The following is a 26,036-nucleotide window of genomic DNA, read 5'->3' as shown; positions in this document are numbered from 1 at the left end:
GGTTAGTTAAGATTTAATTTTGTTGCGTATCCTTCTTTATTCTCCTGGCGCGCGCGCCCAATTGCAAGTGAACTTTCTGGCACATCTTTTGTAATGGTGGATCCGGCCGCTACATAAGCACCTTTTCCAATTTTTACAGGTGCGACCAGATTGGAATTACAACCGACAAACGAATGATCCTCGATCGTTGTCTTGTGCTTGTTTTTACCGTCGTAATTTACCGTGATCGTTCCGCAGCCGATGTTGACATGCGTGCCGACTTCCGCATCACCGATATAGCTGAGGTGGGAAACTTTGCTTCCTTCTCCTAGCTTTGTCTTTTTAACTTCGACAAAATTGCCGATTTTTACATTGTCGCTGAGTTTGGATTCCGGACGGATATGTGCGAACGGGCCTACTGTCGTACCGGACCCGATAGTGCTGTCCCGTACAACTGACGAATGGATAGTTGTATGATTGCCAATTTCACTATTGACGATATGACTGTTCGGTCCTATGATACATTTTTCCCCGATGACCGTCTGTCCTTCGATCATCGTGCCTGGTTGAAGAACTGCATCCCTGCCGATTTGGGCATCCGCGCTAATATACGTGCTGCCCGGATCGATGATTGTCACACCGTTCCGCATATGGGATTCTGCAATCCTTTGGCGCATCACCTTTTCCGCTTCTGATAGGATGATCCGATCGTTGATGCCGATCGTTTCGCTGAAATCATCGGTTACATAGGCGGAGATCAATGCTTGTTCAGCCTTAAGGATTCCAATGACGTCAGGCAGATAGTATTCGCCTTGCGCGTTATCATTCTTCACTTTTTTCAAAGCTTCGAACAGTGCTCGGTTGTCAAAGCAGTACGTTCCCGTATTGATTTCGGTCACTTTCCGCTCTTCTGGTGATGCATCTTTATGCTCAACATTGCGAAGGACGTTTCCTTGCTCATCCCGGATAATGCGGCCGTAGCCGGTAGGATCATCGGCGTGCGCTGTCAGGATTGTCGCTTTCGCCTTCGTGTCGGAGTGGTGCGCAATCAATGCTTGCATCGTTTCCGATTTGATGAGCGGTGTGTCTCCGCAGACGACGAGCGTAATCCCTTCGAGTTCGCCTAGCCGGTCCTCCGCTTGCTGAACCGCGTGTGCTGTGCCGAGCTGTTCTGCCTGAAGGGCATATTCGCTTTTGGCACCAAGCGTTTCTTCTACCATTTCTGCGCCGTGGCCGACAATCGTTACGATTTTATCCGCGCCGATTCCGAGGATATGGTCGACAACATGTTCGACCATCGGTTTTCCACAGACAGGATGCAATACTTTATATAAATCGGACTTCATCCGCGTCCCTTGCCCTGCAGCTAGGACGATGGCATATGTATTCGTCATTTGCTGGCCTCCATCCATAATTTCATTATTGACTATAGCCGAAAATAATATAAATTTCAACTATCCCCCCTTGACAATGGGTTCTAATTCTTTTAATATTGTTCGTTTCATTTTTAGTAGGCAATGAATAACAAAAAAAGCTGTCACAGAAAGTCATGTCTACTGACTTCTGCACAGCCAATCGAACAGCGAAGGGTTCGATTTGCCGTATTTCTGCGTTCTTTGCAGAAATTAAGGCATCCCTTAATTATCCTCGCAAAAGCCGTTCTTCGTTACGGCTTTCGATGCAATCCTTCTTTGAAATAAAAGAAGCCGTTACAGAATGACTTCTGCACAGCCTCTTTGGTGCTTCTTTACATATAACAACTTATGCACCCGCTTCTTCCAATACCCCTTTTTCTTCGACCATATGATACGCACTTAGGACCGCATCTTGGACTTTCATCCTTGCCGACGTATTGATCGGATGTGCAACGTCGCGGAATTCCCCTTCCGGCGTCCGCTTGCTTGGCATCGCGACAAACAATCCGTCATTCCCCTCGATGACACGGATGTCATGTACGACGAATTCACCGTCCAAGGTAATCGATGCGATTGCCCGCATTCGGCCGTCTGTCTCAACTTTCCTAAGTCTCACATCTGTCACTTCCATTATTTCCCCACTCCCTTTGTTGTTCGTCTAGTTTCGTCTCAACGATTATATTCTACAAAAGTAAGCATTTCCCTTTTATTTTTTCAAACTTTTTCTAAAAAACTTTTTTCGCTCCCTTTTGGGCAAATAAAAATGGCAGCCAGCTCAATTTCGAGCATGCCGCCATTTCTCTTTTATTCCCCTGCAAGGGCGATGACTTCGATTTCAACTGTTGCATCTTTCGGCAATCTTGCTACTTCCACTGTGGAGCGTGCTGGAGTGTGTGATCCGAAATGTTGTGCATATACGTCGTTCAACGCTGCGAATTGGTTCATGTCCTTGATGAACACCGTCGCCTTGATGACTTGATCAAGAGAAGAGCCCGCTTCTTCCAACACGGCTTTCAAATTGGCGAAAACTTGGTTCGTCTGCTCTTCGATCGTTCCTTCGACAAGCAGTCCGTCCGGTGTCATCGGGAGCTGCCCGGATGTGTAGACCAACCCGTTCACTTTCACTGCTTGTGCGTATGGGCCGATTGCTTTCGGTGCGTTTTCTGTAGCTACGTAGTTCATTCCGTTTTTCCACCCTTCATGAAATAGTTGCCTTCTTCAAGTTCAATCGTACGATTCTTCTCATTCACTGCATGAAGCTTGACCAAGGAGAGATAGTCGTCAACGAGCACTTCCTCGGTATGTTCCGCCTCGACAAGGACAGCTATCCCTGCTAGCTCGCAGTCGAACTCCTCCAGTAGATTCTTCATGCCGGCCATCGTTCCGCCGGCTTTCATGAAGTCATCGGTAATCAACACTCTTTTGCCGCTCTTCATGCTTCTTTTCGATAATACCATCGTCTGGATACGGCGCGTGGAACCGGACACATAATTGATGCTGACGGTTGATCCTTCTGTTACTTTACTGTCCCTCCGGACGATGACGACCGGGACATTCAAATGCCGCGCAATCGCGTGGGCGATCGAAATGCCTTTCGTAGCAACGGTCATGATGACGTCGATCTCCGTATCCGCGAAAGCAGATGCAAACACTTTTCCGATACGGTCCATTATTTTAGGATCCCCTAAAAAATCGGTCATATATAAATAACCGCCAGGCAACAACCGATCCGATCTGCCAAGGCTTTCTTTAATGAGGGCCATCACTTCACGGACTTCCGTTTCGGACACTTGTGGAATGTATTTCACTCCGCCTGCGGCACCCGATACCGTCATGAGTTTGCCTGTTCCGTTCTCCTCGAACGTCTCCTTCACAATTGCCAAGTCTTCGCTGATGGATGACTTCGCCGATTGATAGCGCTCGGAGAAAAATGTGAGCGGTATGAGTGTATGAGGATTTTCCAATAGGTGGCGCGTCATATCGACGAGCCTTCCGCTCCTTTTCCACTTCATCATTAACAACCCCTAAAACCGAATGTTTTATCCGTACATTATCATAATTGTACGCTTTCAATCAAGTAGAAAACGTTCTCCCGTCATTCTGACCGCATGAACTTCCTTGCAGAAGCCCTTTAGTCCATTGTAGACCCTTGAAACTCTCGCTTCTTGCCTGACGAAGCCGAAAACGGTCGGACCGCTTCCGCTCATCAATACAGCATCCGCACCGAATTGCTCCATTTTTTCTTTCAAAACGACGACTTGCGGGTGCAGCTTCATCGTCACCGGCTCCAGGACATTGCCTAACGATGCGCACATTTTTCCGTAATCCCCTGTCTGCAATGCCTCTAGCATGCCTGCTGTGTCAGGGTGCTTGATGGAATTGACATCGAGATTCCGGTAAATATCCGCGGTAGAAACGGAGATTGAAGGTTTTGCAAGGATAACCCAGCAGTTCGGCGGTGCCGGCAAATGCTCAATCTTCTCTCCGCGCCCTGTTGCAAGCGCCGTTCCTCCATGGACACAGAATGACACATCCGATCCGATCTGTGAGCCGATATCCGCCAGTTCATCCGCGCTTAACTGCAGCTTCCAAAGCCTGTTCAGCCCGCGCAATGTAGCTGCGGCATCGGAACTGCCCCCTGCGAGACCGGCTGCGACAGGTATTTTTTTGTCTAGCATGATTTCGACCCCATCGCGGATGCCGTATTTCCGTCTGAGCAGATCTGCGGCTTGATAGGCCAAGTTTTTCCGGTCATTCGGCACGAACCGTTCGGACACTTTTATGTTGATATGCCCGTCATTCGATGGGCGAAGCCAGACACGGTCAGCCAAATCGACTGTCGTCATGATCATTTCCACTTCATGAAAACCGTCGGGGCGTTTATGTAAGACATCGAGTGTCAGGTTGATTTTTGCAGGTGCTTTCTCATATAACATCCAGCCCCCTCCATTCCAAGCTTGTCATTGTTCCCTATTTTACCATAGGGCGGGTAGATTTCCTCCTGAAAAATTACAAAAGCGGCGGATGGCGACAGGAAATTAATAGGTCAAAGGTCATGAAATGACGATAAATGTCGGAAAGTGACCGATAACTTTCGGGAATTGACCGATAACTCCGCCGAATTGACCGATATAAGCCGGGGAATGACCGATAATCATGTGAAATTGATCGATATCTTATTATCCGAAAGAAAAGAGCTGCACGGCGTCTACTACGACATCCATGCAGCTCTTCCTTTGTCAGTCGTTCATGAGATGGGTGGATCTTAACTGTCGTTCCGTTTTTCCGCCATTCCACGCTCCGCCATCTGAATGGCATGCTTCACCATATTTCCGGCGTCACGTGCTTTGATGCCTCCCCAACCTTCCCGCTGAACAACATCGTAAAAGCCAAGCTCTTTCGCAATCTCTTCCTTCAAGTGCTCAGACATTATACTACGTCTTCTCGCCATTAGGTTTTCCTCCTTATCGACTGACAAGTCTAGTATGGGCAATGGCGATAAAAAAACACCTATGCGCTTCCGTTAAGGAGTGCATAGGCATTTTTAAATAAAAAACAATACATGATTGCTATAAAAAACTATTTGACGCTGAACGCTGTGGCGTCTCCGTCATCCAGAACTGTTATTTCGACTGCTTCAGTCAAAATATCCGCGTAGCTGTAAGACACCCTTTCAAAAGCATTTTCATCCTGGTCCAGTTCAACAACAAAAACTGCCCGATACGTCTCACGAAGGACTCCGGCACGTTCGATTGTTTTCTTACGGCCGCCGTTTGCTCTTAAATGCAAACGTTTCCCCAAGTGAGCATCCAATGACTTCTTAATGTCCGCTAATGTTTTTGGCACGTCGCTTACACCTCACTGGATACTAGTATAACACTTTTAAAAAGTTCTGTCAATTAAAAGAAGAATTTTATCAGTAAAGCGCTGTCATTGTCAATTCTTTTTTTAGTTTTTTCGATGAATCAGGCCAAGAAATGCATCTGTCGTCACAATTTTTTGAAGTCGTCATACAGGGCGTTCGACAACTCCCCGAACTCTTCGATGGATAATGTCTCGCCTCTCCTGCCCGGGTCCATGCCGATCTTCTCGAATGCCGCTAGAATCTGTTCCTTCTTCGCCTTCCCGTCAGGCAAGGAGGATTGCAGGTTGTTCAGCAAAGTCTTCCTTCTTTGGACGAATGAACCTCTCGCCACTGCGAACAGGAAGTCTTCGTCTTTCACTTCCACTGGCGGCTCCGCTTTTTTTGTCAGGGTCAAAACCGCCGATTCGACATTCGGCTGCGGGATGAACACCGTCTTCGGCACAATCATCGAAACTTCGGCATCCATGTAATATTGGACCGCAATCGATAGCGATCCGTATGCCTTCGTACTTGGGGATGCCGTAATGCGATCCGCCACTTCCTTTTGCATCATGATCACCATGCCACGGATTGGAACTTTCCCAAGCAAAAACTTCATAATGATCGGCGTCGTTACATAATAAGGGAGATTCGCGACGACGACAATATCATCGTATTCGCTGAACTGCTCCTCGACGACTTTATTCAGATCCGCCTCCAAGACGTCCTGGTTAATAATCGTGACATTGTCATACGGCGACATTGTATCTTCCAATACCGGCAGCAGACGTCCGTCAATCTCAAACGCGACGACCTTCCCTGCGGTCCGTGCAAGATGCTCCGTCAATGCCCCGATGCCCGGGCCAATTTCGATGACGCCCGTCTTTTCCGTCAACTCGGCATGCGAAACGATATTGCGTAAAATATTCGGGTCGATCAAAAAGTTTTGCCCTAAGCTTTTTTTGAATGAAAACCCGTGCTTCTCCAAAATTTCCTTCGTTCTTATAGGCGTTGCGATATCCCTATTCATGGCCATCCTCCTCGTGCAGGACTTTTAATGCCTCCATTAATTGATGTTGCCCAATCCGGAACATTTCAAGTCTCTTTTTCAAACCTTTGCCGTTCACTTGTCCGATTTGCAATATTTCACTAAGCCGGTCACGCCGTTTTTTCGCGTCGGGGTGTCCAACGAGCCTTTCATCCAGCAGAACTCGTAATGGAATCTCTTCGACAGGTTGGACATCGACGGAATAGACCGCTGCAAGAGCTTTTTGGATATCTTCATCTTTCGCATGCTCAATGCCAAGTCCTTGCCCGTTTTTCGCGATTGTTTTCGATTTATGCAAAAATGCGTGTTTGACACCCGGAATCCGTTCTTCGATAATGGATCGGATTCTTCTTCCCGGAAAGTCGGGATCTGTGAATACGATGACTCCGCGTGTTTCCTGGGCGTGACGTATTTGATTCAATGTCTTGTCGTCGATTGCTGAACCGTTCGTCTCGATTGTGTCGGCTCCTGTCGCCCTTTTGATAGCAATCGTGTCCGATTTGCCTTCTACGACGATGATTTCCTTTATGTTCACGGTGACCCTCATTTCATTAGGTTACGTTTGTTTAATTTTACGTGTTGAATAGGTTCTTGTACAGGCTAGTCACTTACACGAAAAAAACCGCGGGACTGGTTAGCCCCACGGGTCGATGTGGAAATAAAATGATTGCTATTAGATTAGTCGATCACTTTGATTTTCACTGTGCGGCGGCCGAAATTGTATGCTGCCGCCTTAGTCGGTACATGAAGGTCGATCTTCTTCCCTTTGATCGCTCCGCCAGTATCCCCAGCGATCGCGTATCCGTAACCTTCCACCCATACTTTCGAGCCGAGCGGAATTACGCTAGGATCTACTGCAATGACTTTCAGGTCCGGGTTGGCTCTTAGGTCGATGCCTGTTGCCGTTTTTCCTGTGCAACCGTTACAGTGCGCAGTATAAGCAGTGGCGGTGACGTAGAATTCCTTCCCTCCGGACGGTGCTGCCGAGCTGCCGCGTGAAACGGCGACATTCGGTTTTTTAATAGAGGCGCTAGCCACAACTACTTTGGAACCGACCGCAACAATTTTCTTCTGCGGTTCCTCAATGACTCTTTCACTCAATAACGTACGAGATACTTCTTTGCCATTTTCTTTGACAATTTCAAACTTGCGTTCAACGGAACCCTTCTTGCCTTCTTGGACAACCTTCTCGCGTCCTTTTAACAATTTGGCGTCGCTTTTCGTTACAACCGCAAAGTTTGTTGGTTCTTCCACTACATCGGTGACCTTTTCTACCCGCACGACTTCAATTATGGAACCGGGTTTCACGAATTCCTCGGCCTCAAGGTTCAGCTTGTCGTGTTCATTCAATCGAATGTTCTCTTTCCTTAAAAAATCAGCGACCGTAGTCGAAGTGGACCACATTTGTTTCTCATTCCCGCCATTGATAAGCGTCAATTGGAACGCTTTTTGAATATTGATGTGCAGATCTTCACCCAGGTTTTCGTTCAGATTTGGTGTGACTTCATCATGCTCTGTAAGTTCGATGCCTGCTTCGGCTAAAATAACGCCGACGTTCTGATCCGTCGTCCAAATCTTTTCTGTATCCTTGCCTGTTTGAATCTCTACTTGCTTTGCCTGTTCCCACCTGATCGATAATCCTTCCTCGATCGGGGTATTCACTGAGGGTGTTACTAAGTCGTGTTCGGAAACTTCGATATCCTCACTGGATAGAAGTTGCCCAACTGTATGTGCAGATGTTTTCAATTCAATTTGCTCATCGTTCACTTTAAGCGTGACCGATTTCTTGGATATTTCGTAAAGAACAAGTGACATGATTGAAACAAATAGCGCAAACGTAAAAGTAACGATCACTATCTGTTTACTCCTCAATGACATCGAGAACAGATTTTTCATGGTACTTAGTGTCATGAAAAAACTCCTCCTTTATCACTCGGCAAATTATAAGGCTTCCTTTTCGACGTGTCAACCCATTTGGTTTTCAACTTTTTCCACTAGGGGTGGATAAATTCAATCTGGAAGCCGTACAATCAGCCTTTATATTATTTCGGAATACGGAATATCTTCAAAGCATTTTCAGTCGTTCTATTTGCCACTTCCTCAACCGGAATTTCCTTCAATCGGGCAATTTCTTCTGCCACGAGTGTGACGAGCGCCGGTTCATTCCGTTTGCCGCGATGCGGGTGGGGTGCAAGGTAGGGAGCATCCGTTTCAATTAATAAATGATCCAACGGAATGTCCATTGCGACTTGCTTCGGCATTTTGGCATTTTTGAAGGTGACGGGTCCGCCAAGGGAAATGAGGAAATTCATATCGATGCATTCATTCGCGGTCTCTACGCTGCCGCCATAGCAATGCATGATTCCGCCCGTTATTTCGGCTTCCTCTTCCTTCAAGATCCTGACGACATCCCCCGTTGCGTCACGATTATGGATGATGATTGGCAAATCAACTTTTTGTGCAAGGCGGATCTGTTTTCGGAACAATTCCTGCTGAATGTCCTTCGGTGATTTATCCCAATAATAGTCCAGGCCAGTTTCCCCGATGCCGACGACTTTCGGATGCGCCGCCAAGGATTCAATCCACTCCAGATCTTCGTCGGTGCAATCGACAGCGTCTACAGGGTGCCAGCCGACGACAGCGTAAATGAACGAATATTGCTCAGCAAGCTCCATCGCCTTTTCGATCGTCACGCGGTCGAAGCCGACCACGACCATTTTTTCGACCCCCGCGTCAAGTGCGCGTTGAATAACTTCTTTTACATCTTCTTCATATTGGTCTGCATTCAAATGAACATGAGTATCGATATACATGATGTCTCTCTCCTCACAGATTTCATTGTATTTCAACGGATTATGACTTTCGTTACAGTATGGTGACAATTCAGTTAAAAGATAAAGACGGCGCCTCTAAAAGAAACGCCGTCCTGTATGATTCACTTCACTTGTGCACCGTTTTCCAGTGTTGGATCGACCGTTGCCAATTTCAATACACCTTTAGAACTTCCGGCTAAAATCATCCCTTGGGACAATTCGCCGCGTAATTTTACCGGCTTCAAATTGGCAACAACGATAACCTTCTCGCCAATCAACGCTTCCGGTTCATAATGTTCGGCGATGCCTGAGACGACTTGACGCTGTTCATAGCCCAAATCGACTTGAAGCTTCAGCAGCTTGTCCGCTTTCGGGATTTTCTCGCATGCCGTCACGGTCGCGACACGCAAATCGACTTTCATGAAGTCGTCGATCGTGATTTCTTCTGCTTCCTCTTCGGCTTTGACAGGCTCTTCTTCCTGCTTTTCTTGTGGGGCTGTAATCGCCATCTGGTCGCGGATATAGACGATTTCTACTTCCGGATCGAGACGCGGGAAGATCGGAACCCCTTTTTCCACAACTTTCGTTCCTGCAGGAATCGCATTGAAATCACCTAATGTATCCCAAGCAAGCATATTTTCATCCAATCCGAGCTGTTCGATAATTTGAATCGGCGCCTTCGTCATGAACGGCTGCAAAAGCACCGCAATTTGGCGGAGCGATGCGGCAAGATGGGCCATGACAGATGCCAATTTCCCTTTATCCGCTTCTTCTTTTGCAAGAACCCACGGGGAAGTTTCATCGATATATTTATTCGTACGGGAAATGATTGTCCATAGCTCCGAAAGGACAACGCTGAATTGCATCTTCTCCATCGCAGCTTCGTATTTTTCAATCGCGTTCGTTGTGAAATCGCGCAGAACACTGTCGAATTCAGTCGGCTCAAGCCCCTCCGTCGAAATGACACCGTCGAAATACTTATTGATCATGGAAACTGTCCGATTCAACAAGTTGCCAAGGTCATTGGCCAAGTCGTAATTCGTCCGCTCCACAAAGGATTCAGGTGAGAATGTTCCATCTTGGCCGAACGGCAATTCACGAAGAAGGAAATAGCGCGTCGCATCCAAGCCGTAACGCTCCACAAGCATTTCAGGATAAACGACATTCCCTTTCGATTTGGACATTTTGCCGTCCTTCATCATAATGAAGCCGTGTGCAAACACTTTTTTCGGCAATGGCAGATCGAGCGCCATAAGGAAAATCGGCCAATAAATCGTATGGAAGCGGACGATATCCTTCCCGACGACATGCACGTCTGCCGGCCAATATTTATTGAATAGCGTTTCATCATCTGAACCGTAGCCAAGCGCGGTAATGTAATTCGTCAGTGCATCTACCCATACGTAAATGACATGCTTCGGATCTCCCGGCACTTTAATGCCCCAGTCAAATGACATACGGGACACGGATAAGTCTTCGAGCCCCGGTTTGATGAAGTTATTGATCATCTCATTTTTCCGGGATTCCGGTTCGATGAAGGTCGGATTGTCTTCATAATATTGCAGTAACCTGTCAGCATATTTCTTCATATTAAAGAAGTACGATTCCTCCGAAACCCTCTCAACCGGACGATGACAATCCGGACAGTTGCCGTCTTCAAGCTGCGCCTCCGTGAAGTAGGATTCACAAGGGACACATTTCCAGCCTTCGTATTCGCCTTTGTAAATGTCGCCGTTGTCGAGGAATTTTTTGAATATCTTTTCAACGGCTGCCTTATGCCGTTCCTCCGTTGTTCTAATAAGATCATCATACGAGATATCCATTAGCTTCCACAGATCAATCGCAATATCCGCGATGCGGTCTACGTACTGCTGCGGCGGAAGACCTTCCTCTTCAGCTTTCTCCTGGATTTTCTGTCCGTGCTCGTCCATTCCTGTCAGGAAACGTACGTCGTATCCACGCAGTCTTTTATAGCGTGCCATCGCGTCCGATGCGACGGTCGTATAAGCAGTTCCAATATGAAATTTCCCGCTCGGATAATAAATAGGAGTCGTAATATAAAATGTTTTTTGCTGTTCTGCCACCAAAATACCTCCTGTGTTTCAATCTATACTAACCATATTACTTAAATTTCAACAAAAGTGCTATGTAGACACGCATAAAATCGTCAATCCGCACATAAATCCCTTGAAACACGCATAAATCGTCTAAAATGCTCATAAACGTTCCCTTCCACGCATAACCGCCCACAAACACGCATAAACCGTACCAAATGCGCATAAACGCAAGTATTCACACATTACAAAATTTCCTTATAAGTGCTCAAATGCGCTTTCACTTCCATTTCCCTAAATCCTCTCCCGATTGGATACTTAATACCTCACAAAGGATGAAAAAACTAAACATCAATAGTCCCGTTTTCGTCAATTAATCTATTATTCTATACATAATATTAAGCGGGTTTTATTGACGTTAAATGGAAGAGTTGGTATGATGTTTGATAGACAAGATAAATATGTCGAATTTTGACGAAAATTTAAATCGTTTAGGAGGAATTCTTGTCATGAAATCAACAGGAATCGTGAGAAAAGTCGACGAGCTCGGCCGCGTTGTCATTCCAATCGAGCTTCGCCGTACACTTGGAATTGAGCAGAAAGATGCTTTGGAAATCTATGTCGATGATGACAAAATTATATTAAAGAAATACATGCCAAATATGACTTGTTCTATTACAGGTGAAGTTTCCGACAACAACTTGCAGCTTATTGACGGAAAGCTGATTTTAAGCCCGGATGGTGCTAGACAACTCGTTAAAGAAATCGAAGAGAAGATAAAATAATATTATCGTCGCAATAATATTTAAATCCAGAACAAGTAGCTGTTCTGGATTTTTATTATACATTTCCATTCACATGATACTCCTGATAAACATCCCTTTTTGGCATTCTTCTTTCCGATGCCACGAATTTGATCGCTTCCTTTGATGAAACGCCTTCCTTTTCCATCACCATTTCCACATGTGTCCGAATGCTTATATCCTGCCACCAGTTTTCAGCCGCTTCTTCAACATCCTCATTGCCCGCAATGACGATACAGAATTCCCCTCTTATTTCATTTGATTCCACCCATGAAGCTGCTTCCTCAAGTGTTCCGCGGAGAAATTCTTCATATCGTTTCGTCAATTCCCTCGCCAAAACGACTTGGCGCGAACCGCCGAATGCTTCCGCAAGGGCCTTGATTGTTTCCTTCAAGCGATGAGGTGCTTCATACAGGAGTAAAGTCTCTTCCTTTTGCTTCAGTTTCTGCAACTGCTCATTGCGCTCCTTTTTCTGCCGCGATAGAAATCCGAAGAAGGTGAACGGCTGCGTCTGGAGTCCGGAAGCAACCAATGCACTAATAGCAGCGTTCGCACCTGGCACCGGGATAACATCGAACCCCTCTTCAATCGCTTTCAAAGCAATATCATTTCCGGGATCGGATATGCATGGCATCCCTGCATCACTGACGAGGGCAATCGTCTTCCCTTCCGCCAACAACGACAGGATTTTCTCTCCGCCCTTTTCGAGATTATGCTCATGGTAGCTCATCAGTGGTGTTTTTATCTCGAAATGGTTGCAAAGCCTAATTGTGTTCCTCGTGTCTTCCGCAGCTATCATATCCGCTTCCTGCAGAATCCGGATTGCCCGGAATGTCATATCCTCCAAATTGCCGATTGGCGTCCCGACAAGAAATAGCTTCGCAACACCTGCTTCAGCGCTTTTCTGTGATTTCATTCGAGCGTTGCCCCTTTCGCATATATTGTTCCTTAGCTGGTCGAGCCAATTGCTTGAACCGGTATTCAGCCCGCATCGCTTCCTGCTTCGTTTCATAGCTTTCCCGGTAAATGAGGCGGACCGGAAGCTTGGCACGCGTGTACTTTGCGCCTTTTCCTTCATTATGCGTACGGATTCGCTTTTCCAAATCATTCGTATAGCCAGCATAGTAGGAGCCGTCATTGCATTCCAGGACATAGAACAGATGCTCATTCATCTTGTCCATATAGTAAAAGCCTCACTTCTTCCGTATACTCCCCGTCTTGGCCATATACATAAAGGGGGGGCAATATCTTCAGATCCGGCTTGCCGTCCTTTATTCCTTCAATCAATAACGTATTCGCCTCTTTGCCCTCTTTCGGATAAACGAAACGGATTCTTTTCGGTTCCAGCCGATTTGCACGCATTGCCGTCACAATATCAAGCAGCCTGCCCGGCCGATGGACAAATGCCGCTTTCCCGCCTTGCTTCAATAGCTCACTCGCAGACTGCACAGCCTGTTCAAGCGTCAGCCTGATTTCATGCCTCGCAATGGCGACATGTTCCTTCAAATTTTTCTCACTCGCTTCGATAGCTGGAAAATAGGGCGGGTTGCAAGTGACCGTGTCATATTTTTCATAGCCGAGCTTCCCGGCAATCCCGATCACATCGTCTTTCACAATCGTGATCCGCTCATCCAACCCATTATAGCCGACACTTCTCCTTGCCATATCCGCTAGCCTTTCCTGAAGCTCAACCGCAATAATGTCAGCATTCGTCCGTGCGCTTAGGAAAAGGGGAATCGCCCCATTGCCTGCGCATAAATCGACAATCTTACCCGAACGGATCGGTACAGACGCGAATTTTGCAAGCAGGACGGCATCGAGTGAAAATGAAAAGACGGAGGGGCTTTGAATGATCCGCAAGTTTTCCGCCAATAGATAGTCGAGACGTTCATCGTCCTTCAATAATTTCTCCATTCAGTTCTCTCCTATCAAAAGAAAAGAGCCGATGCCTACATGATTATAGGATCGGCTCATCTCAAGCATTCTGTTTGCTCAGGAAGGATAGGCAAAACAAACAATCTTCCCCTTTACGACTGCTTCCGTAATGGACATTGCAGACGTGGTATCCTTCATTATATATCCTGGCCAGGTTGTCCACCCCTTCGCCGATATCGACTCTTTGGGGCTTCTCAGGCGGCCGTTTTTCATCCATCATTTGAGTTTTGTCAGTCAATTCGTCAAGCCGCGTCCGGAGATGATGGTTTTCCAGTTGAAGTGAGTGGTTCTCTTCCGTCATCTTCGCCACAAATCCAATAAGTTCCCGGAATTGCTCATGCATGGCTTCGAGCTGCTGCTCAAACTCCATCACTCTGTCGAGAAAGTTCCCTTCTTTCAACTATTTCACCCCATCATTTCGTCAATTGAGCTACTGAGCTTTTTCGACTCTCTATTTCTTCCCATGAATATTCCAAGACTTGCTCCTGATCTGCCAAATTCACTTGCAAAATTCGCTCAAGCAAATTCAAGCCGACCACTTTCCCCGGCCCTTCAGGCGTCTGCACCCGCTCACCGATATCAGGCATGAGAGCTTTCGCCTCTTCATATTCATCGTTTTCGTATTTCAGGCAACACATGAGACGACCGCATAATCCGGAAATCTTGGATGGGTTGAGTGACAAGTTTTGATCCTTCGCCATCTTGATAGATACAGGTTCAAAGTCGCCCAGGAATGTCGAACAGCAGAGCATTCTTCCACACGGTCCGATTCCGCCTAGCATTTTCGCCTCGTCCCGGACGCCGATTTGGCGCAATTCGATGCGCGTACGGAAAATGGCGGCAAGGTCTTTAACAAGGTTCCTGAAATCGACCCGTCCTTCCGCTGTGAAATAAAAGACGATCTTATTGCGATCAAATGTGTATTCCACATCGACAAGCTTCATGTCCAGCTCATGTTCCCGGATTTTCTCGACACATTTTCCGAATGCCTGCTCGGCATCTGTCCGGTTTTCATCCACTTGGATCTGGTCTTCTACAAGCGCCTTGCGAATGATTTTCTTAAGTGGCAAGACGACGTCATTTTCATCGACTTCCCGCACAGGACTAGCGACTTTTCCGTACTCGATACCCCGGGCTGTTTCGACGATGACATAATCACCGACGTCAAGCGGATAATCGAGAGGATCGAAATAATATATTTTACCCGCTTTTTTAAAGCGGACACCTACAACATTATACAAGCGTTAACCCCTCCTGCAAATTGAGCACCAGCTGTTCCATTAAAAGCGCACGGTTCATATTGCCGTACAGCTTTTTCTTCGCTTGCAGAATCGCTTCCATATTGGCCGATAGACGGCTATATGTCATCTTCATCGAAAGACCTCGGAAAATCTGCTGCTGATCGGGAAACGCCAATTCCGACTGCAGCCCGGCTTTCATCGAGACGATATCACGGTATGCGTAGAGAAGCAAGTCAAGACCACGTTCCACGTCTTCCTTCTCTTTCATTGCCGGCAACCATTCCGATTGGATGAATAGAAGCGCTTCATTGACATTGCGATCCGATGCTTCAATCAATTTTAACACTGTTTTTCGCATGTGTGCAAATTGATCATTTTCCGCAAGCTCTTTTGCTTGCCCGATATCCGCTGTCATCATCGTAACTGTTGCCGCCATCGATGCGGTAGTCCCTGCATCGGTCAGTTTTGCTATCATTTCTTCCCGTCGTGGCGGAAGAAAACTGACACGCTGGCATCTGGATTGGATTGTTGGAAGGATTGACTGATAGGCATCGGTCAGAAGAATCGCCGTCACTTCTCCATCAGGCTCTTCCAAAAACTTCAGCAGCGTATTGGCTGCCGCCACATTCATCCGGTCCGACCGGGAAATGATATATATTTTACGACCCGGTTCATATCCTTTTCTCGTCATCTTCATGATCAATGAAGACATCTGTTCTTTTTTAATGTCTTGTCCATCCGGTTCGATTTTCGTCACATTCGGATGATTCCCTGACGCAACCCGTTTGCAGTTTCGACATGTTTCACATGGAACAGCATTTTCGGGACTTTCACAAAGCAGAAGCTTCGCAAAATGGATAGCTGCCTCTTCTTTTCCCGTGCCCGACTCACCATCGAATAGATAGGCGTGTCCAATCCGGTTATTCCGGAATGTCGCTTCCAGTCTATCGATGACGGCTTTTTGCCTTAACTTGATGCTATTTTCCATGCTTGTCCCTCCTTGCTGCAAAAAACGTGTAAATACACAGGTCATCTATATATATTAATGAGAAGTCCTTTGATTTCCCCGATCTTCCCTAATAATTCGACTGACGTCTGCTCATCATTCAATAAGGCTTCCGCCAATTCAATGAGTTTCTCGTCGATTGTCTGGACGATGTTCAAGCGTCGTCCTTCGCCGAATTGATTCCATGTATGGGATTGTTTCAAGCCCATTCCGGATTCAACCGACTCTTTCAGGAAACGGCGGACGAGCATCTTGAATTTTGCCATGTCCCGTAGATTCCGTGAACGGGCAAGACGGTCCCCTGCTGAGGAGATGTCTCCGAGAAGTCTTGTGATTTGTTCTCCATGCAGGCGTTCTTCTTGTTGCAGGACCATTTGACCGAACCGGGCGTTTCCTTGTGTTGGACGCAATGGGTCATTTCTGAACTTGTCAGGCCCGGTCCGGTAGTCTCCATTTACTTTCATGTGTACTTCACCTCATTTCATCAGAAATGATGAAATTGTTCAATCGGCAGGACGAATACTGTGGCGCCGCCTACTTCCACTTCTACTGGGTAGGGGATATAGGAGTCTGCGTTGCCGCCCATAGGTGAAACAGGTGCGACCATTTGATCGCGCGAACGGCAATTTTCACGGATCAATTCCAAAGCTTTCGGAACGAGGCTGTCGTCCGTTCCGATGAGGAAGGTTGTGTTTCCTGACCGCAGAAACCCTCCAGTACTGGCTAGTTTCGTAGCTCGAAAATCATTTTTCGTCAAAGCCGCCGATAAGCGGTTGCTGTCTTGGTCTTGTACAACTGCCACAATCAATTTCACGGTACCCTCTCCTTTTAGCTTTTTTATTTTATTTGATCAAACTGTTGATTTGCGCTTCAGGCGGACGCTTTCCAATCGAACCACGAAGAGTTCGATTTGCCGTATTTCTGCGCCTTTTGCAGAAATTAAGGCAGCCGTTAAGTCCTCTCTGCTCGTAACGCTGCGCTTTTACTCGCAAAAGCCGTTCTTCGTTACGCCTTCCGCTTCAATCAACGGAACTTGCTTGTAATAATAATCATAGCTGTAATACTGCATATAGCTATACTTTATTATATCATGAATCCTATTTATTAATGAGTTGAGAACTTATAATTTTCCAAACATTTTCAGTTACTTCAGATAATGGTTTGCTGGCGTCTGTGCTGACGATGCGGTCTGGGAACTTTTTTAGCAGTAGTTGGTAGCCTTCGTAAACCTTTTCGTGGAACTGTAAGGTTTCGTTGTCCAGACGGTTTTGTTCCCGTTCTCCGCTGTTGGAAATTCGCCGTAGCCCCTCTTCTGGTGTGATGTCGAAGAAGATGGTTAAATCGGGCATTGTGTCTCCGATGGCGAATGAGTTGATCGTCATGACTTCCTCCATGCCTAGCCCCCTTGCATAGCCTTGGTAGGCGAGGGAGCTGTCGATGAAACGATCGCAGAGGACGATTTGTCCTTCTTTCATTGCCGGGACAACTTTTTCGACGAGGTGTTGCCTGCGTGCTGCGGCATATAGGAGTGCCTCCGTCATGCCGTCCATTTCCTGATGTTCATTGTCATGGATGATTCCGCGGATTTTTTCCGAGATGCGGATGCCTCCGGGTTCACGGGTCAGGATGGCTTTTTTGCCTTCCTGCTCCAGTCTCTTATATATTTCTGCAATGACAGTTGTTTTTCCTGCACCTTCTGGACCTTCAAAGGTAATAAATATCCCTTTATTTAACATAATATGCCTCCGTCAATCGATAATCACTTGTATTCGTCTATCATTCGCCCGAATGGCGCCTTGAAATTTCGCATTCATTTGCAAGTATTGCATGAGTGATGCAACATGCCGCTCTGTCACTGTTTCACCGCCAAGGAGCAGCGGGATGCCAGGGGGATATGGAATGATGGAAGCTGCCGCCACACGTCCGACAGACTCTTCGATCGATCTCCATTCAGTGTCGCGTTCAAGAAGTTCTTGCGGGAGATAGGTCAGCGTCGATAGCCCCTCATCCATCGGAATCGATTCATCCGCTACTTCTTCCTTCACCGGCAAGCCTTCCACTGCAGCGGCAATCCTTTGCACGCTTTCGCTGAATGGGTACTCTATACCCTTTTTCAGCAACGGCAGAACGAACAGTACTTGGAATGGATCTGCAAGTTCTGCGAAAATGCCTTCTGCTTCAAGCCTTGCAAGCAGTTCGAACCCTGTATAGCCCTTAACTCGCAGCAATAGCTTCAATGGATCGTCGGTTTCGACAATCTGCAATGCCGGGATAGCTAGCAGGCTGTCGATGAAGGCTAGTCGCTTTTCCAAGAAATCTTCCTGATCTTCAACTGTAAAATAATCAGCATACGCCCGAGCGTCATCGAGGGACGCCATGAGCAAATAGGACGGACTGCTCGATTGGAGCATGCCCAAGTAATGCGCAATCCTTTCAGGAGTGATCAAAGTCGATCTGATATGTAAAAATGATGCCATTGTCATGGCGGGCAATGTTTTATGGGCTGAGTGTACGACAACGTCCGCCCCTAGCTCCAATGCGGAGGGTGGAAATGCATCTCCCGTGACGAAATGGGCGCCATGCGCTTCATCCACTAAAACAGGGATGCCCTTCGAGTGGCTGAATTGAATGATGTCCGCCAATTCCGAGCCTGTCACCCCATAGTAGGTCGGATATGTGAGAACGACGGCTTTGGTATCGGGATAAGCTTCAATCGCTTCCTTCACCCGAGCAAAACGGACAGCACCCGGCGTATTCGAATGGGAATCCCACGTAGGCGATACAAAGACCGGCTCGGCACCTGTCAATTCGATGGCATGGAAGATCGATTTATGTGCATTCCGCTGTACAATGACCGTATCACCAGGCTTGCATGCCGCATACATCATCGCCAAATTGCCAACAGTAGAGCCATTGACAAGAAAGAAGCTCCGGTCGGATTGATATAAAGCTGAAAGCCGTTGCTCCGCTTCTCGGATCACTCCGGACGGCGCATGCAAGTCATCCAACCCTTCCAATTCCGTCATATCGTATTGCAGCGCAGATTGCAGTTCTTCCGGCAATCCGGACAGCAAACCGTTTTTATGACCTGGCACATGAAAGGAGATCGGCCGCTTTTCCTTGAATTGGCTGAGCGCTTGGACAAGCGGTTTAGTTTGTTCACTCATTACGTTTCACACTTCCTTTGCATCTATTATAAAGGAAGTCGGTCCACTAATGGTGAAAACCCCTTCTTGGAAATGAAAAAAGCCGAGGTTGGTCCCCGGCCTTACACATATTTCATTCTCGACAGCCCAATGGATAGGAATACAGCGGCAAAGCCGAGTAGTACGAAGTAGGACATCATAATATCTCCTACAGCGCCGCCTTCCGTAATTAGCGTCGTAAATCCTTCCATCGCCCACTTTTGAGGAACGAAATTTGAAATCTTTTGCATAATGTCCGGCACCATATTGATGGGCCAATAGACGCCGCCGAGCATACATGTCGAAATGATCACTAATGTGCCAATCGCATTTTGCTGTTCCGCCGTCTTGACGAAGCCTGCTATCGCGATGCCTAAACCGACAACGCAAAGGAGCAACGACGTGACAAGAGCCATTAATCCAATTGGGTTCCCCCATTCTACGCCAAACAGTACCGATGATAAGACGATCAGAAGGAAAAACTGAACCCACCCTACAAGGAAAAACGACAGGAAATAACCGGCCATCACTTCGAACCTTGTAGCGGGCGACACGAACAATCTCGACCAGATTCCCGTCTGCCGCGCTTCAATCAGCACACCGGTCATCGATAGCATCATCATCATAACAAACATGATGGCAAATCCAGCTGAACTGTACGATATACCGGTCATTCCTGTTTGTTGTGAAATTAATCCTTGTTCGGTCCACACATGGATCCGCCCTTCATTCGCAGTGAGGTTGTTAAAGATCATTTCCCAATCTTCCGTTAGATATGAACTTCCTTCTCGTGCCGCCGCAAGATAAATGTCGATGCCTTGAATCGCTTGATTCACCTGCCGCTCAAGTAAGGGAGCTACAGTCGTTCCCGGCAGAAACTGAAGCTGAACTGCCTGTTCTTTATTCGCTAGCTTTTCGGCAATGCCTTTTCCAATCGTCACAACACCTTGCACTTTCTGTCCGGTAAACATCTCCTGCGCCTGTTCTTCGTCAACCAGTTCAAAGGTGACCATTTCATCCATCATGAGCCGCTTTACGACCTGCTGTGAAACTGATGTCCCGTCTTCGTCGACAAGTGCTAGACGCCAGCTTGCAGCAGAGCCGGAACCGAATAACGCCCCGAAAATGAATGTGAATAATAGCGGCATGGCAAACATCATGACGTATGCCGATTTCTTTTTGAATGTCCGTTTCATTTCAAATAGACAAATCGTAATCACCCTCTTCATCATTCACCCCTCCTATACCACATGGTGCCTAAGCCTGATCGAACCAATTATGATCGCTATGCCGCCAATGAGCAGCAACGTCCCCGCCGGCAGCCACAAAGCCGACCAGGCCGTTCCGGACATGATGGATGTGAAGCCCGTCAACGCCCATGAATTCGGCGTCAGTAAAGCGATCTTTCGTAAGGCTTCCGGAAATACGGATAACGGCAGCATCGAGCCGCCAAGCAATGCAAGGATCTGAACACCCATGCTGCCGACTACGTCCGCCATCTTTTCATCCGACGTAAAGACGGCCATCACCATTGAGAGACCCGAAACGGCAATACAGTAGCAGATGGCGATAAAGAATGTCTGCAAACTGTTCGCCCCCCAGTCGACCTTCAATAGATAATGCGTCACCGCCATGAAAATGGTGAACTGGAAGAACGCGAAGAGGAATGTTCCGATGAATTTACCGACGAGTATGGATCGCAAGGGAGTCGGTGTCATCACCAGCCTTGCCATCGTCTCCATCTGCCGCTCCCGGTGGAAGGACTTGCCGCCTGTCATCGCATTGAATAGGAGGAACATTGCCGCCATCGCAGCAGCATAATATTGCATCGCACTAACAGGCTGTTTACCCACGGTTTCAACCGCCACATAGTTCCTTGGCTCATTTACAACTGACTGCAGCGAATCTGCAAGTCCGGCATGAAACGCCTGCATATTCACTTCGGAACTAGAAGCTGCCCTCGTCATGAGCAATTCCGTTGAAACTGCGATGGCATTCGCTGTTTCGGCATACGTGTCAAAGATCTGCCGGATGATTGTCGCTTCGGATTCATGTCCAGCAACCGGTAAAATGATCGCGGCCTCCGGCACATCACCCCAATTGGATGGAATATGCACTCCAACATCGACTTGCCCGTTCTCCATCCACTCGTGCAGCTGTTTTTCCGAGTCTGCCCGTTCGACTGTTATGGCGAGCGCTTCATCTTCCAATGAATGAAGGATGTTGGCCGTCAAAGCACTCGAGCCGGCCGCATAAACACCCAGTACCGTTTCAGGCATGCCTCCCCCTCCCATGACCCCTTTCAACGCGGAGCCAAGAATTGCGGTTAGTATAATTGGCATGCCAATGAGCATGAGCATTGCTCTTCGGTCCTTCAACAGGATTCTAACGTCTTTACCGGCAATCAATAAGCTTTTCATTCCGCTCACCTCTATTCACGTAATGTCCGCCCCGTCAATTGGAGGAACAACGTCTCCAAGTTGGATTCTTCCAATTGCATATTGTGTATGTTCACGTTCGTTCGGCTTGCAAGCCCGATAACAGCCGACAACAATTCCGTTTTGGATTCCATATGCAGATGGATTTCGCCATCGGTCTGCATGATGACCTGTTCAACTCCGTCCAACTCCTTCAGCTGTTCAATGAACGGTGAGTCCGCAGATTCAACCGCAAGCTTCAAAACACTTCCTCCCGCCAGTCTATCGGCCAGATCCTTTTTCGTTCCGCTCGCAATCAATTTCCCCTCGTCAATAATGGCGATCCGCCTGCAAAGGTATTCGACCTCTTCCATATAGTGACTTGTGTAAATGACCGTCATTCCTTGCTCATTCAATGTTTTGACCGTTTCTAAAATGTGATTTCGTGATTGAGGGTCGATGCCGACTGTCGGTTCATCCATAATGAGCAGCTGCGGTTCATGCATGAGTGCCGCTCCGATATTGATCCGCCGCTTCATTCCGCCCGAAAAGGTGTCGATCCGATCTTTTGCACGCTCCGTCAGCCCGACAATTTCAAGCACTTCCTTCGCACGGACTTTCGCCTTTTTGCCGGATAAACCATACATCTTCCCCCAGAAGAGTAGGTTATCGAGCGCTGACATCGTTGGATAGAGTGCGATATCTTGCGGAACAATTCCTATGAGCTGTTTGATCTCCCGCAACTGTTTGCCAACGAGCTTGCCTCCTACCCGGATTTCCCCGTCACTGAATGGCATCAGTCCGCAAATTATCGAAATAAGCGTCGACTTCCCCGCACCATTCGGACCGAGCAATCCGAACGACTCCCCTTTTTCGACTTGAAATGAAATCCCTTTAATGACCTCGTGTGCACCAAAACCCTTTTTCACATTCGATAGTGTAAGCATTCTCCGCAGCCTCCTTCATTACTTCCATCTTATTAGGGAAGCCCTTGACTTACATCGACCGCGCGATAGATTTTGAAGGCATAAAAAAAACGGCATCGATATGCCGTTTCTCATGTAGGTATGCAAAAAGTAATGTTAGAATGTCGTTATTCCATAGCGGACAGCGTAGATAGCCGCCTGTGTACGATCGCGGAGCCCAAGCTTTTGAATGACGTTCGAAACGTGGTTCTTAACCGTCCCTTCGGTAATGAACAGCACATCCGCAATTTCCTTATTGTTTAGCCCTTCGCCAAGATGAGTCAGAACCTCAACTTCCCTATTGGATAAATCCTGTATCCCTTTCGGTAATTCGACCGGGCTGTTATGGCTCTTCATTCTAAGCTCCGTGAGCACTTGCGAAGTGAAATCCTTCGGAAGGACGACACCGCCGTGGTGGACGGTAAGAATCGCCTGGGTAATCGTATCTGTCGGCATATCCTTCAATAAGTATCCACTCGCTCCCTCTTCAAGCGCGTCGAATATGTACTCACTGTCGTTGAAAGTCGTTAAAATCAACACTTTCACATCTGGCAGCCTATCCTTTAGCAACCTCGTCCCTTCAACGCCGTTCACGCCGGGCATCCGAATATCCATTAAGACGATATCCGGTAGAAGCTCCAGCGCCTTATGCAATGCATCTATCCCGTCCTCTGCCATCCCGACGACTTCGATTCCGGGCCGAAGACCAAGCAATGTACCGAGCCCTTCCCGCACCAATGGCTGGTCATCGACAATCATGATCTTGATCATCCCGTCACCCCCGTTTCTTTCTGTTGAAATGGAAAGTCAATATAGATTCCAAATCCTTCACCTTCCACACTTTCAATTACAAACGATCCCCTATGTTCTGCAACCCGTTCCTTCATGTTAATCAATCCGAAGTTCGGAAGAATGTTCTTCTGTCCGATGCCGTCGTCCTTGATTGATAAATGGATCTCCTCTTCCCCGACATGAATTTCCACAAGACAAGTATGAGCATTCCCGTGTTTCTTCGCATTCGTCAGACCTTCCTGAATAACCCTCTTTATCGTCGGCTGCAAAGATGAAGGAATAGCGGATGAATCACCGTCCATTGAAAGGCGCGTTTCCATTTGCGTCATAGCAGAAAACTCATTAAGCAGCTCCTGGAGCACTTCGTGAAATGAAATCCCCCGGTCATCCTCTTTCAACGTCCTGACAGAGACCCGCAGTTCATGGAGTGAATCCCGCGCCAGCTGCTCGCAGATGGCAATGACTTCTTTCGCTTTTACCGCATCCCTTTCCGCCATTTCACGGGCCAACTGCAACTGGACAACGAGCGCCGTCATTTTATGGCCGACCGTGTCATGGATCTCCCGCGCTATCTCATTTCGCTCCCGAACAACCGTCAACTGCTCCACTTGCTCCGCATATTCCCTTAGCTGCCAATGTGCAGCCTGCAACGCCTCATGCGATTCATTCAATTGTTCGTATTGAATGGCAACTGTCTCTTTCGCGTTGCGGGAATGTCGGATAAGTCCCCCGACGAACCCCCCGTAGATGACAAACATGACATTGACGATATTGCTTGAAAATGAAAAAAACCCAGTTCCCACATATACTTTCAAACTGATAAAAACCCAGACGGCAACGAATAATCCCGAAAAAACAACAAGTATTTTTTTATTATCATATAGCAAGAAAACAGTCGTCGACAGGACACCAAAAAAGATTAAATACAAATAGCCGCTTTCCGAGAATAAGAAGCCAAACCCCGTAATGACCATAAAATCAATTGAGGAACAAAGAATTCTCGTCCTCCCCCGCACTTCTGCCATTTGAATAAAATGACTGACAATGAACAGGGGAATGGCTATGATAATATAAATGGTCCGCGAATCCGCCATGCCATTCGTCATTTGCAGGAAATACCCGCTTAAAATGACCAGCATCGCCACACGCACCAGACTGAATAAAAACAGTGAGAAACTTTTCATGACCACTCCCCCGATCGCTTTTTCTAATTCAGTGGACCATATATCATTATGAATTCACCGGTTATGGCATCCAAGATTACCATAGGTTCCTTGCCGTCATATTTAAAGGTCACTTCCCATGATCGGCGGTTGACCATTTCAGAGTAGAACCCATGCTTCATCGTTAATCTTGTATGAACGGGCCACATCTCTTCTAACTCTTTAGTAGGTATCAAGTTGTCCCCATATCCATCTGGGGGATCCAATAAGTATTCATACGCCTGCACAATCGCCTCTTCCGTCGTTAGAATCGGCTTTTGGTATTGATAGGCTGATATGAGAGCGAGTAGCATAAGAATAACGATGAGGGCTTTTTTCATTCGATTTGCTCCATTCTTTCTCTAGTAATCTAATCATGAACTACTCAGTATTTTTCCGCAATAGCGATCGTTACTGAAACTTATATACCCTTAAAAACGTACCGTTATTTGAAATTGATAACTAATGAAGGGGCGGGATAACTTTTGAAACGAAAATCTTTAGCTTTTATTTTTTCCACTTTGCTTATCCTAATGGTTGGTTGCTCGGAAATTGAAACAGTTAAAAGCAAATTTATTTTGCCTAAGGATGTTCCAGACTTTGTGGCAGAAAGTGATTTGGAGAATATTGATTGGGATAAAAAAGCCATTTCATTCAACCGCAATATTGTTGGTAATGAAAACAAATCCGGCGTGATTGGTGCCGACATGCCAAGCATTACGACAAAGCAAAAATGGATGTGGCATCTTTGGGGGATTGAAGATCCTGCAGCAACCAATCTAACAGTGGTTGGTCTTCACAGAGCTTCGGGCACTGTGCATCCAATCTTAACAACAGGTTGGACGACAGGTCTTGCAGGACCGAATAACGGAGCAGATGCACACGCACCCTCCAATGTACAGATTCCAAAGGCAGGTGAATGGGCGATATTGCTTTATACCGATGAAGATTTATTTGATGTGCTAATCTATGAAATAAATGAATGAACTTTAGGCGCGAATTGGGGTTCATTGAGCGCGGAATGACATGCTTTGAGCGCGGGGAGGGGAACTTTGGACGCGAAACGGTACTCTTTGGGCGCGGATGAACCTACATTGAGCGCAGACTGGCCTGGTTTGAGCGCGGATGGGCTTGCTTTGAGCGCGGGATAACAATACACTCCCAAACGAATCCTAACTCGCGCCAAATGCCTTTGACACTTTAAGCACTTGTTATTGAAATAAAAACAATTTCAAACACAAAAAAACCATCCCCCACAGGGGATGGCCTTGGCCCGGCGACGTTCTACTCTCACAGGGGGAAGCCCCCTACTACCATCGACGCTGAAGAGCTTAACT

31 protein-coding genes are annotated in these 26,036 nt (G+C 47.1%); 3 read left to right on the top strand and 28 right to left on the bottom strand.

The genetic code is table 11. The features are described from left to right. Nucleotides 1-2: 2 nt before the first annotated feature. From glmU to ispE, 5 genes are all read right to left on the bottom strand, one after another. Nucleotides 3-1,373, bottom strand: coding sequence for a bifunctional UDP-N-acetylglucosamine diphosphorylase/glucosamine-1-phosphate N-acetyltransferase GlmU (gene glmU / locus ACFPTP_RS10385; RefSeq protein WP_381444431.1), 1,371 nt, complete (start codon nt 1,371-1,373; stop codon nt 3-5). Nucleotides 1,374-1,740: 367 nt separating this feature from the next. After that, nucleotides 1,741-2,025, bottom strand: coding sequence for a septation regulator SpoVG (gene spoVG / locus ACFPTP_RS10380; RefSeq protein WP_381444427.1), 285 nt, complete (start codon nt 2,023-2,025; stop codon nt 1,741-1,743). A gap of 173 nt (nt 2,026-2,198) precedes the next feature. Beyond that, a complete protein-coding gene (locus ACFPTP_RS10375; protein ID WP_381444424.1) occupies nt 2,199-2,576 on the bottom strand; it encodes a RidA family protein in 378 nt (125 codons plus the stop codon). Next, entirely contained in the window at nt 2,573-3,406 is an 834-nt protein-coding gene (purR, locus tag ACFPTP_RS10370) for a pur operon repressor (RefSeq protein ID WP_381444421.1), read from the bottom strand. The genes ACFPTP_RS10375 and purR overlap by 4 nt, the downstream gene beginning before the upstream one ends. A gap of 57 nt (nt 3,407-3,463) precedes the next feature. Continuing rightward, nucleotides 3,464-4,330 (bottom strand): 4-(cytidine 5'-diphospho)-2-C-methyl-D-erythritol kinase, encoded by an 867-nt coding sequence (gene ispE / locus ACFPTP_RS10365; RefSeq protein ID WP_381444419.1) that lies wholly within the window; start codon nt 4,328-4,330, stop codon nt 3,464-3,466. Nucleotides 4,331-4,474: 144 nt separating this feature from the next. Here ispE and ACFPTP_RS10360 point away from each other — a divergent pair, with 144 nt between their 5' ends. After that, a complete protein-coding gene (locus ACFPTP_RS10360; RefSeq protein WP_381444416.1) occupies nt 4,475-4,663 on the top strand; it encodes a hypothetical protein in 189 nt (62 codons plus the stop codon). Here the strand turns inward: ACFPTP_RS10360 and ACFPTP_RS10355 are convergent. The 7 genes from ACFPTP_RS10355 to metG form a co-directional block, all read right to left on the bottom strand. Beyond that, a complete protein-coding gene (locus tag ACFPTP_RS10355) occupies nt 4,660-4,845 on the bottom strand; it encodes a small, acid-soluble spore protein, alpha/beta type (RefSeq protein WP_381444413.1) in 186 nt (61 codons plus the stop codon). The genes ACFPTP_RS10360 and ACFPTP_RS10355 overlap by 4 nt on opposite strands. A 128-nt stretch (nt 4,846-4,973) precedes the next feature. Continuing rightward, nucleotides 4,974-5,240, bottom strand: coding sequence for a biofilm formation stimulator Veg (gene veg / locus ACFPTP_RS10350; protein WP_381444411.1), 267 nt, complete (start codon nt 5,238-5,240; stop codon nt 4,974-4,976). A 143-nt stretch (nt 5,241-5,383) separates the two neighbouring features. Continuing rightward, nucleotides 5,384-6,268: a 16S rRNA (adenine(1518)-N(6)/adenine(1519)-N(6))-dimethyltransferase RsmA gene (gene rsmA / locus ACFPTP_RS10345; RefSeq protein WP_381444408.1), complete on the bottom strand. Its 885-nt coding sequence runs from the start codon at nt 6,266-6,268 to the stop codon at nt 5,384-5,386. Then, nucleotides 6,261-6,821 carry a ribonuclease M5 gene (gene rnmV / locus ACFPTP_RS10340; protein WP_381444405.1) on the bottom strand — a complete coding sequence of 187 codons (561 nt, stop codon included), beginning with the start codon at nt 6,819-6,821 and terminating at the stop codon, nt 6,261-6,263. Before rnmV ends, rsmA begins: the two co-directional genes overlap by 8 nt. A gap of 143 nt (nt 6,822-6,964) precedes the next feature. Beyond that, nucleotides 6,965-8,197: a ubiquitin-like domain-containing protein gene (locus ACFPTP_RS10335; RefSeq protein ID WP_381444402.1), complete on the bottom strand. Its 1,233-nt coding sequence runs from the start codon at nt 8,195-8,197 to the stop codon at nt 6,965-6,967. Nucleotides 8,198-8,328: 131 nt separating this feature from the next. Beyond that, the gene (locus ACFPTP_RS10330) at nt 8,329-9,099 is read right to left on the bottom strand and encodes a TatD family hydrolase (protein ID WP_381444399.1); all 771 of its coding nucleotides are present in this window, start codon (nt 9,097-9,099) and stop codon (nt 8,329-8,331) included. A 122-nt stretch (nt 9,100-9,221) separates the two neighbouring features. Then, complete coding sequence (gene metG, locus ACFPTP_RS10325) at nt 9,222-11,183, bottom strand: methionine--tRNA ligase (protein WP_381444397.1); 1,962 nt, start codon at nt 11,181-11,183, stop codon at nt 9,222-9,224. A gap of 479 nt (nt 11,184-11,662) precedes the next feature. Between metG and ACFPTP_RS10320 the strand changes: the two genes are divergently transcribed. Beyond that, complete coding sequence (locus ACFPTP_RS10320; protein WP_381444394.1) at nt 11,663-11,938, top strand: AbrB/MazE/SpoVT family DNA-binding domain-containing protein; 276 nt, start codon at nt 11,663-11,665, stop codon at nt 11,936-11,938. Between the two features lie 55 nt (nt 11,939-11,993). Here the strand turns inward: ACFPTP_RS10320 and rsmI are convergent, their stop codons facing one another. From rsmI to ACFPTP_RS10240, 16 genes are all read right to left on the bottom strand, one after another. Next, nucleotides 11,994-12,872 carry a 16S rRNA (cytidine(1402)-2'-O)-methyltransferase gene (gene rsmI / locus ACFPTP_RS10315; protein WP_381444392.1) on the bottom strand — a complete coding sequence of 293 codons (879 nt, stop codon included), beginning with the start codon at nt 12,870-12,872 and terminating at the stop codon, nt 11,994-11,996. Then, entirely contained in the window at nt 12,850-13,137 is a 288-nt protein-coding gene (locus ACFPTP_RS10310) for a GIY-YIG nuclease family protein (protein ID WP_381444389.1), read from the bottom strand. Before ACFPTP_RS10310 ends, rsmI begins: the two co-directional genes overlap by 23 nt. After that, nucleotides 13,121-13,870, bottom strand: coding sequence for a tRNA1(Val) (adenine(37)-N6)-methyltransferase (locus ACFPTP_RS10305; RefSeq protein WP_381444386.1), 750 nt, complete (start codon nt 13,868-13,870; stop codon nt 13,121-13,123). Before ACFPTP_RS10305 ends, ACFPTP_RS10310 begins: the two co-directional genes overlap by 17 nt. Nucleotides 13,871-13,931: 61 nt before the next feature. Then, a complete protein-coding gene (yabA, locus tag ACFPTP_RS10300) occupies nt 13,932-14,291 on the bottom strand; it encodes a DNA replication initiation control protein YabA (protein ID WP_381444384.1) in 360 nt (119 codons plus the stop codon). 13 nt (nt 14,292-14,304) lie between these two features. Then, nucleotides 14,305-15,132: a PSP1 domain-containing protein gene (locus ACFPTP_RS10295; RefSeq protein ID WP_381444381.1), complete on the bottom strand. Its 828-nt coding sequence runs from the start codon at nt 15,130-15,132 to the stop codon at nt 14,305-14,307. Next, entirely contained in the window at nt 15,125-16,120 is a 996-nt protein-coding gene (gene holB, locus ACFPTP_RS10290) for a DNA polymerase III subunit delta' (protein WP_381444379.1), read from the bottom strand. The genes ACFPTP_RS10295 and holB overlap by 8 nt, the downstream gene beginning before the upstream one ends. Nucleotides 16,121-16,161: 41 nt before the next feature. Next, complete coding sequence (locus tag ACFPTP_RS10285) at nt 16,162-16,602, bottom strand: YaaR family protein (RefSeq protein ID WP_381444377.1); 441 nt, start codon at nt 16,600-16,602, stop codon at nt 16,162-16,164. Nucleotides 16,603-16,622: 20 nt separating this feature from the next. Next, on the bottom strand, nt 16,623-16,952 hold the full coding sequence (locus tag ACFPTP_RS10280) for a cyclic-di-AMP receptor (protein WP_060206001.1): 330 nt from the start codon (nt 16,950-16,952) through the stop codon (nt 16,623-16,625). A gap of 283 nt (nt 16,953-17,235) precedes the next feature. Beyond that, nucleotides 17,236-17,874: a dTMP kinase gene (gene tmk, locus ACFPTP_RS10275; protein ID WP_381444373.1), complete on the bottom strand. Its 639-nt coding sequence runs from the start codon at nt 17,872-17,874 to the stop codon at nt 17,236-17,238. A gap of 12 nt (nt 17,875-17,886) precedes the next feature. Then, nucleotides 17,887-19,305: an aminotransferase class I/II-fold pyridoxal phosphate-dependent enzyme gene (locus tag ACFPTP_RS10270; RefSeq protein ID WP_381444370.1), complete on the bottom strand. Its 1,419-nt coding sequence runs from the start codon at nt 19,303-19,305 to the stop codon at nt 17,887-17,889. A 101-nt stretch (nt 19,306-19,406) separates the two neighbouring features. Continuing rightward, nucleotides 19,407-20,552 (bottom strand): ABC transporter permease, encoded by a 1,146-nt coding sequence (locus tag ACFPTP_RS10265; protein ID WP_381444368.1) that lies wholly within the window; start codon nt 20,550-20,552, stop codon nt 19,407-19,409. 12 nt (nt 20,553-20,564) lie between these two features. Further along, nucleotides 20,565-21,743 carry an ABC transporter permease gene (locus tag ACFPTP_RS10260; protein WP_381444366.1) on the bottom strand — a complete coding sequence of 393 codons (1,179 nt, stop codon included), beginning with the start codon at nt 21,741-21,743 and terminating at the stop codon, nt 20,565-20,567. Nucleotides 21,744-21,754: 11 nt separating this feature from the next. Continuing rightward, on the bottom strand, nt 21,755-22,687 hold the full coding sequence (locus tag ACFPTP_RS10255) for an ABC transporter ATP-binding protein (protein ID WP_381444364.1): 933 nt from the start codon (nt 22,685-22,687) through the stop codon (nt 21,755-21,757). A 135-nt stretch (nt 22,688-22,822) separates the two neighbouring features. Next, on the bottom strand, nt 22,823-23,476 hold the full coding sequence (locus ACFPTP_RS10250) for a response regulator (protein WP_381444361.1): 654 nt from the start codon (nt 23,474-23,476) through the stop codon (nt 22,823-22,825). Continuing rightward, entirely contained in the window at nt 23,473-24,681 is a 1,209-nt protein-coding gene (locus ACFPTP_RS10245) for an ATP-binding protein (protein ID WP_381444359.1), read from the bottom strand. Before ACFPTP_RS10245 ends, ACFPTP_RS10250 begins: the two co-directional genes overlap by 4 nt. A gap of 23 nt (nt 24,682-24,704) precedes the next feature. Then, nucleotides 24,705-25,040, bottom strand: a complete 336-nt coding sequence (locus tag ACFPTP_RS10240) for a hypothetical protein (protein ID WP_381444356.1) — start codon at nt 25,038-25,040, stop codon at nt 24,705-24,707. A gap of 144 nt (nt 25,041-25,184) precedes the next feature. Between ACFPTP_RS10240 and ACFPTP_RS10235 the strand changes: the two genes are divergently transcribed. After that, entirely contained in the window at nt 25,185-25,685 is a 501-nt protein-coding gene (locus ACFPTP_RS10235) for a hypothetical protein (protein ID WP_381444354.1), read from the top strand. Nucleotides 25,686-26,036: the final 351 nt, after the last annotated feature.

This window comes from Sporosarcina koreensis, assembly GCF_042655825.1.
Lineage (GTDB): Bacteria > Bacillota > Bacilli > Bacillales_A > Planococcaceae > Sporosarcina > Sporosarcina koreensis.
The sequence above is the reverse complement of the archived record's forward strand: the minus strand, read 5'-3'. Positions and strand labels throughout refer to the sequence as shown.

Excerpts from the sequence above, each read along its gene's own strand:
- ACFPTP_RS10245 (WP_381444359.1), bottom strand. The coding sequence starts at position 24,681 with ATGAAAAGTTTCTCACTGTTTTTATTCAGTCTGGTGCGTGTGGCGATG.
- ACFPTP_RS10260 (WP_381444366.1), bottom strand. The coding sequence starts at position 21,743 with ATGAAAAGCTTATTGATTGCCGGTAAAGACGTTAGAATCCTGTTGAAG.
- ACFPTP_RS10310 (WP_381444389.1), bottom strand. The coding sequence starts at position 13,137 with ATGGACAAGATGAATGAGCATCTGTTCTATGTCCTGGAATGCAATGAC.
- holB (WP_381444379.1), bottom strand. The coding sequence starts at position 16,120 with ATGGAAAATAGCATCAAGTTAAGGCAAAAAGCCGTCATCGATAGACTG.
- rsmI (WP_381444392.1), bottom strand. The coding sequence starts at position 12,872 with ATGAAATCACAGAAAAGCGCTGAAGCAGGTGTTGCGAAGCTATTTCTT.
- ACFPTP_RS10335 (WP_381444402.1), bottom strand. The coding sequence starts at position 8,197 with ATGACACTAAGTACCATGAAAAATCTGTTCTCGATGTCATTGAGGAGT.
- ACFPTP_RS10240 (WP_381444356.1), bottom strand. The coding sequence starts at position 25,040 with ATGAAAAAAGCCCTCATCGTTATTCTTATGCTACTCGCTCTCATATCA.
- ispE (WP_381444419.1), bottom strand. The coding sequence starts at position 4,330 with ATGTTATATGAGAAAGCACCTGCAAAAATCAACCTGACACTCGATGTC.
- ACFPTP_RS10270 (WP_381444370.1), bottom strand. The coding sequence starts at position 19,305 with ATGAGTGAACAAACTAAACCGCTTGTCCAAGCGCTCAGCCAATTCAAG.
- ACFPTP_RS10250 (WP_381444361.1), bottom strand. The coding sequence starts at position 23,476 with ATGATCAAGATCATGATTGTCGATGACCAGCCATTGGTGCGGGAAGGG.
- spoVG (WP_381444427.1), bottom strand. The coding sequence starts at position 2,025 with ATGGAAGTGACAGATGTGAGACTTAGGAAAGTTGAGACAGACGGCCGA.
- ACFPTP_RS10355 (WP_381444413.1), bottom strand. The coding sequence starts at position 4,845 with ATGGCGAGAAGACGTAGTATAATGTCTGAGCACTTGAAGGAAGAGATT.
- ACFPTP_RS10320 (WP_381444394.1), top strand. The coding sequence starts at position 11,663 with ATGAAATCAACAGGAATCGTGAGAAAAGTCGACGAGCTCGGCCGCGTT.
- tmk (WP_381444373.1), bottom strand. The coding sequence starts at position 17,874 with ATGTTAAATAAAGGGATATTTATTACCTTTGAAGGTCCAGAAGGTGCA.
- ACFPTP_RS10330 (WP_381444399.1), bottom strand. The coding sequence starts at position 9,099 with ATGTATATCGATACTCATGTTCATTTGAATGCAGACCAATATGAAGAA.
- purR (WP_381444421.1), bottom strand. The coding sequence starts at position 3,406 with ATGAAGTGGAAAAGGAGCGGAAGGCTCGTCGATATGACGCGCCACCTA.
- ACFPTP_RS10305 (WP_381444386.1), bottom strand. The coding sequence starts at position 13,870 with ATGGAGAAATTATTGAAGGACGATGAACGTCTCGACTATCTATTGGCG.
- ACFPTP_RS10255 (WP_381444364.1), bottom strand. The coding sequence starts at position 22,687 with ATGCTTACACTATCGAATGTGAAAAAGGGTTTTGGTGCACACGAGGTC.
- ACFPTP_RS10265 (WP_381444368.1), bottom strand. The coding sequence starts at position 20,552 with ATGAAGAGGGTGATTACGATTTGTCTATTTGAAATGAAACGGACATTC.
- ACFPTP_RS10285 (WP_381444377.1), bottom strand. The coding sequence starts at position 16,602 with ATGAAAGTAAATGGAGACTACCGGACCGGGCCTGACAAGTTCAGAAAT.
- ACFPTP_RS10375 (WP_381444424.1), bottom strand. The coding sequence starts at position 2,576 with ATGAACTACGTAGCTACAGAAAACGCACCGAAAGCAATCGGCCCATAC.
- rsmA (WP_381444408.1), bottom strand. The coding sequence starts at position 6,268 with ATGAATAGGGATATCGCAACGCCTATAAGAACGAAGGAAATTTTGGAG.
- glmU (WP_381444431.1), bottom strand. The coding sequence starts at position 1,373 with ATGACGAATACATATGCCATCGTCCTAGCTGCAGGGCAAGGGACGCGG.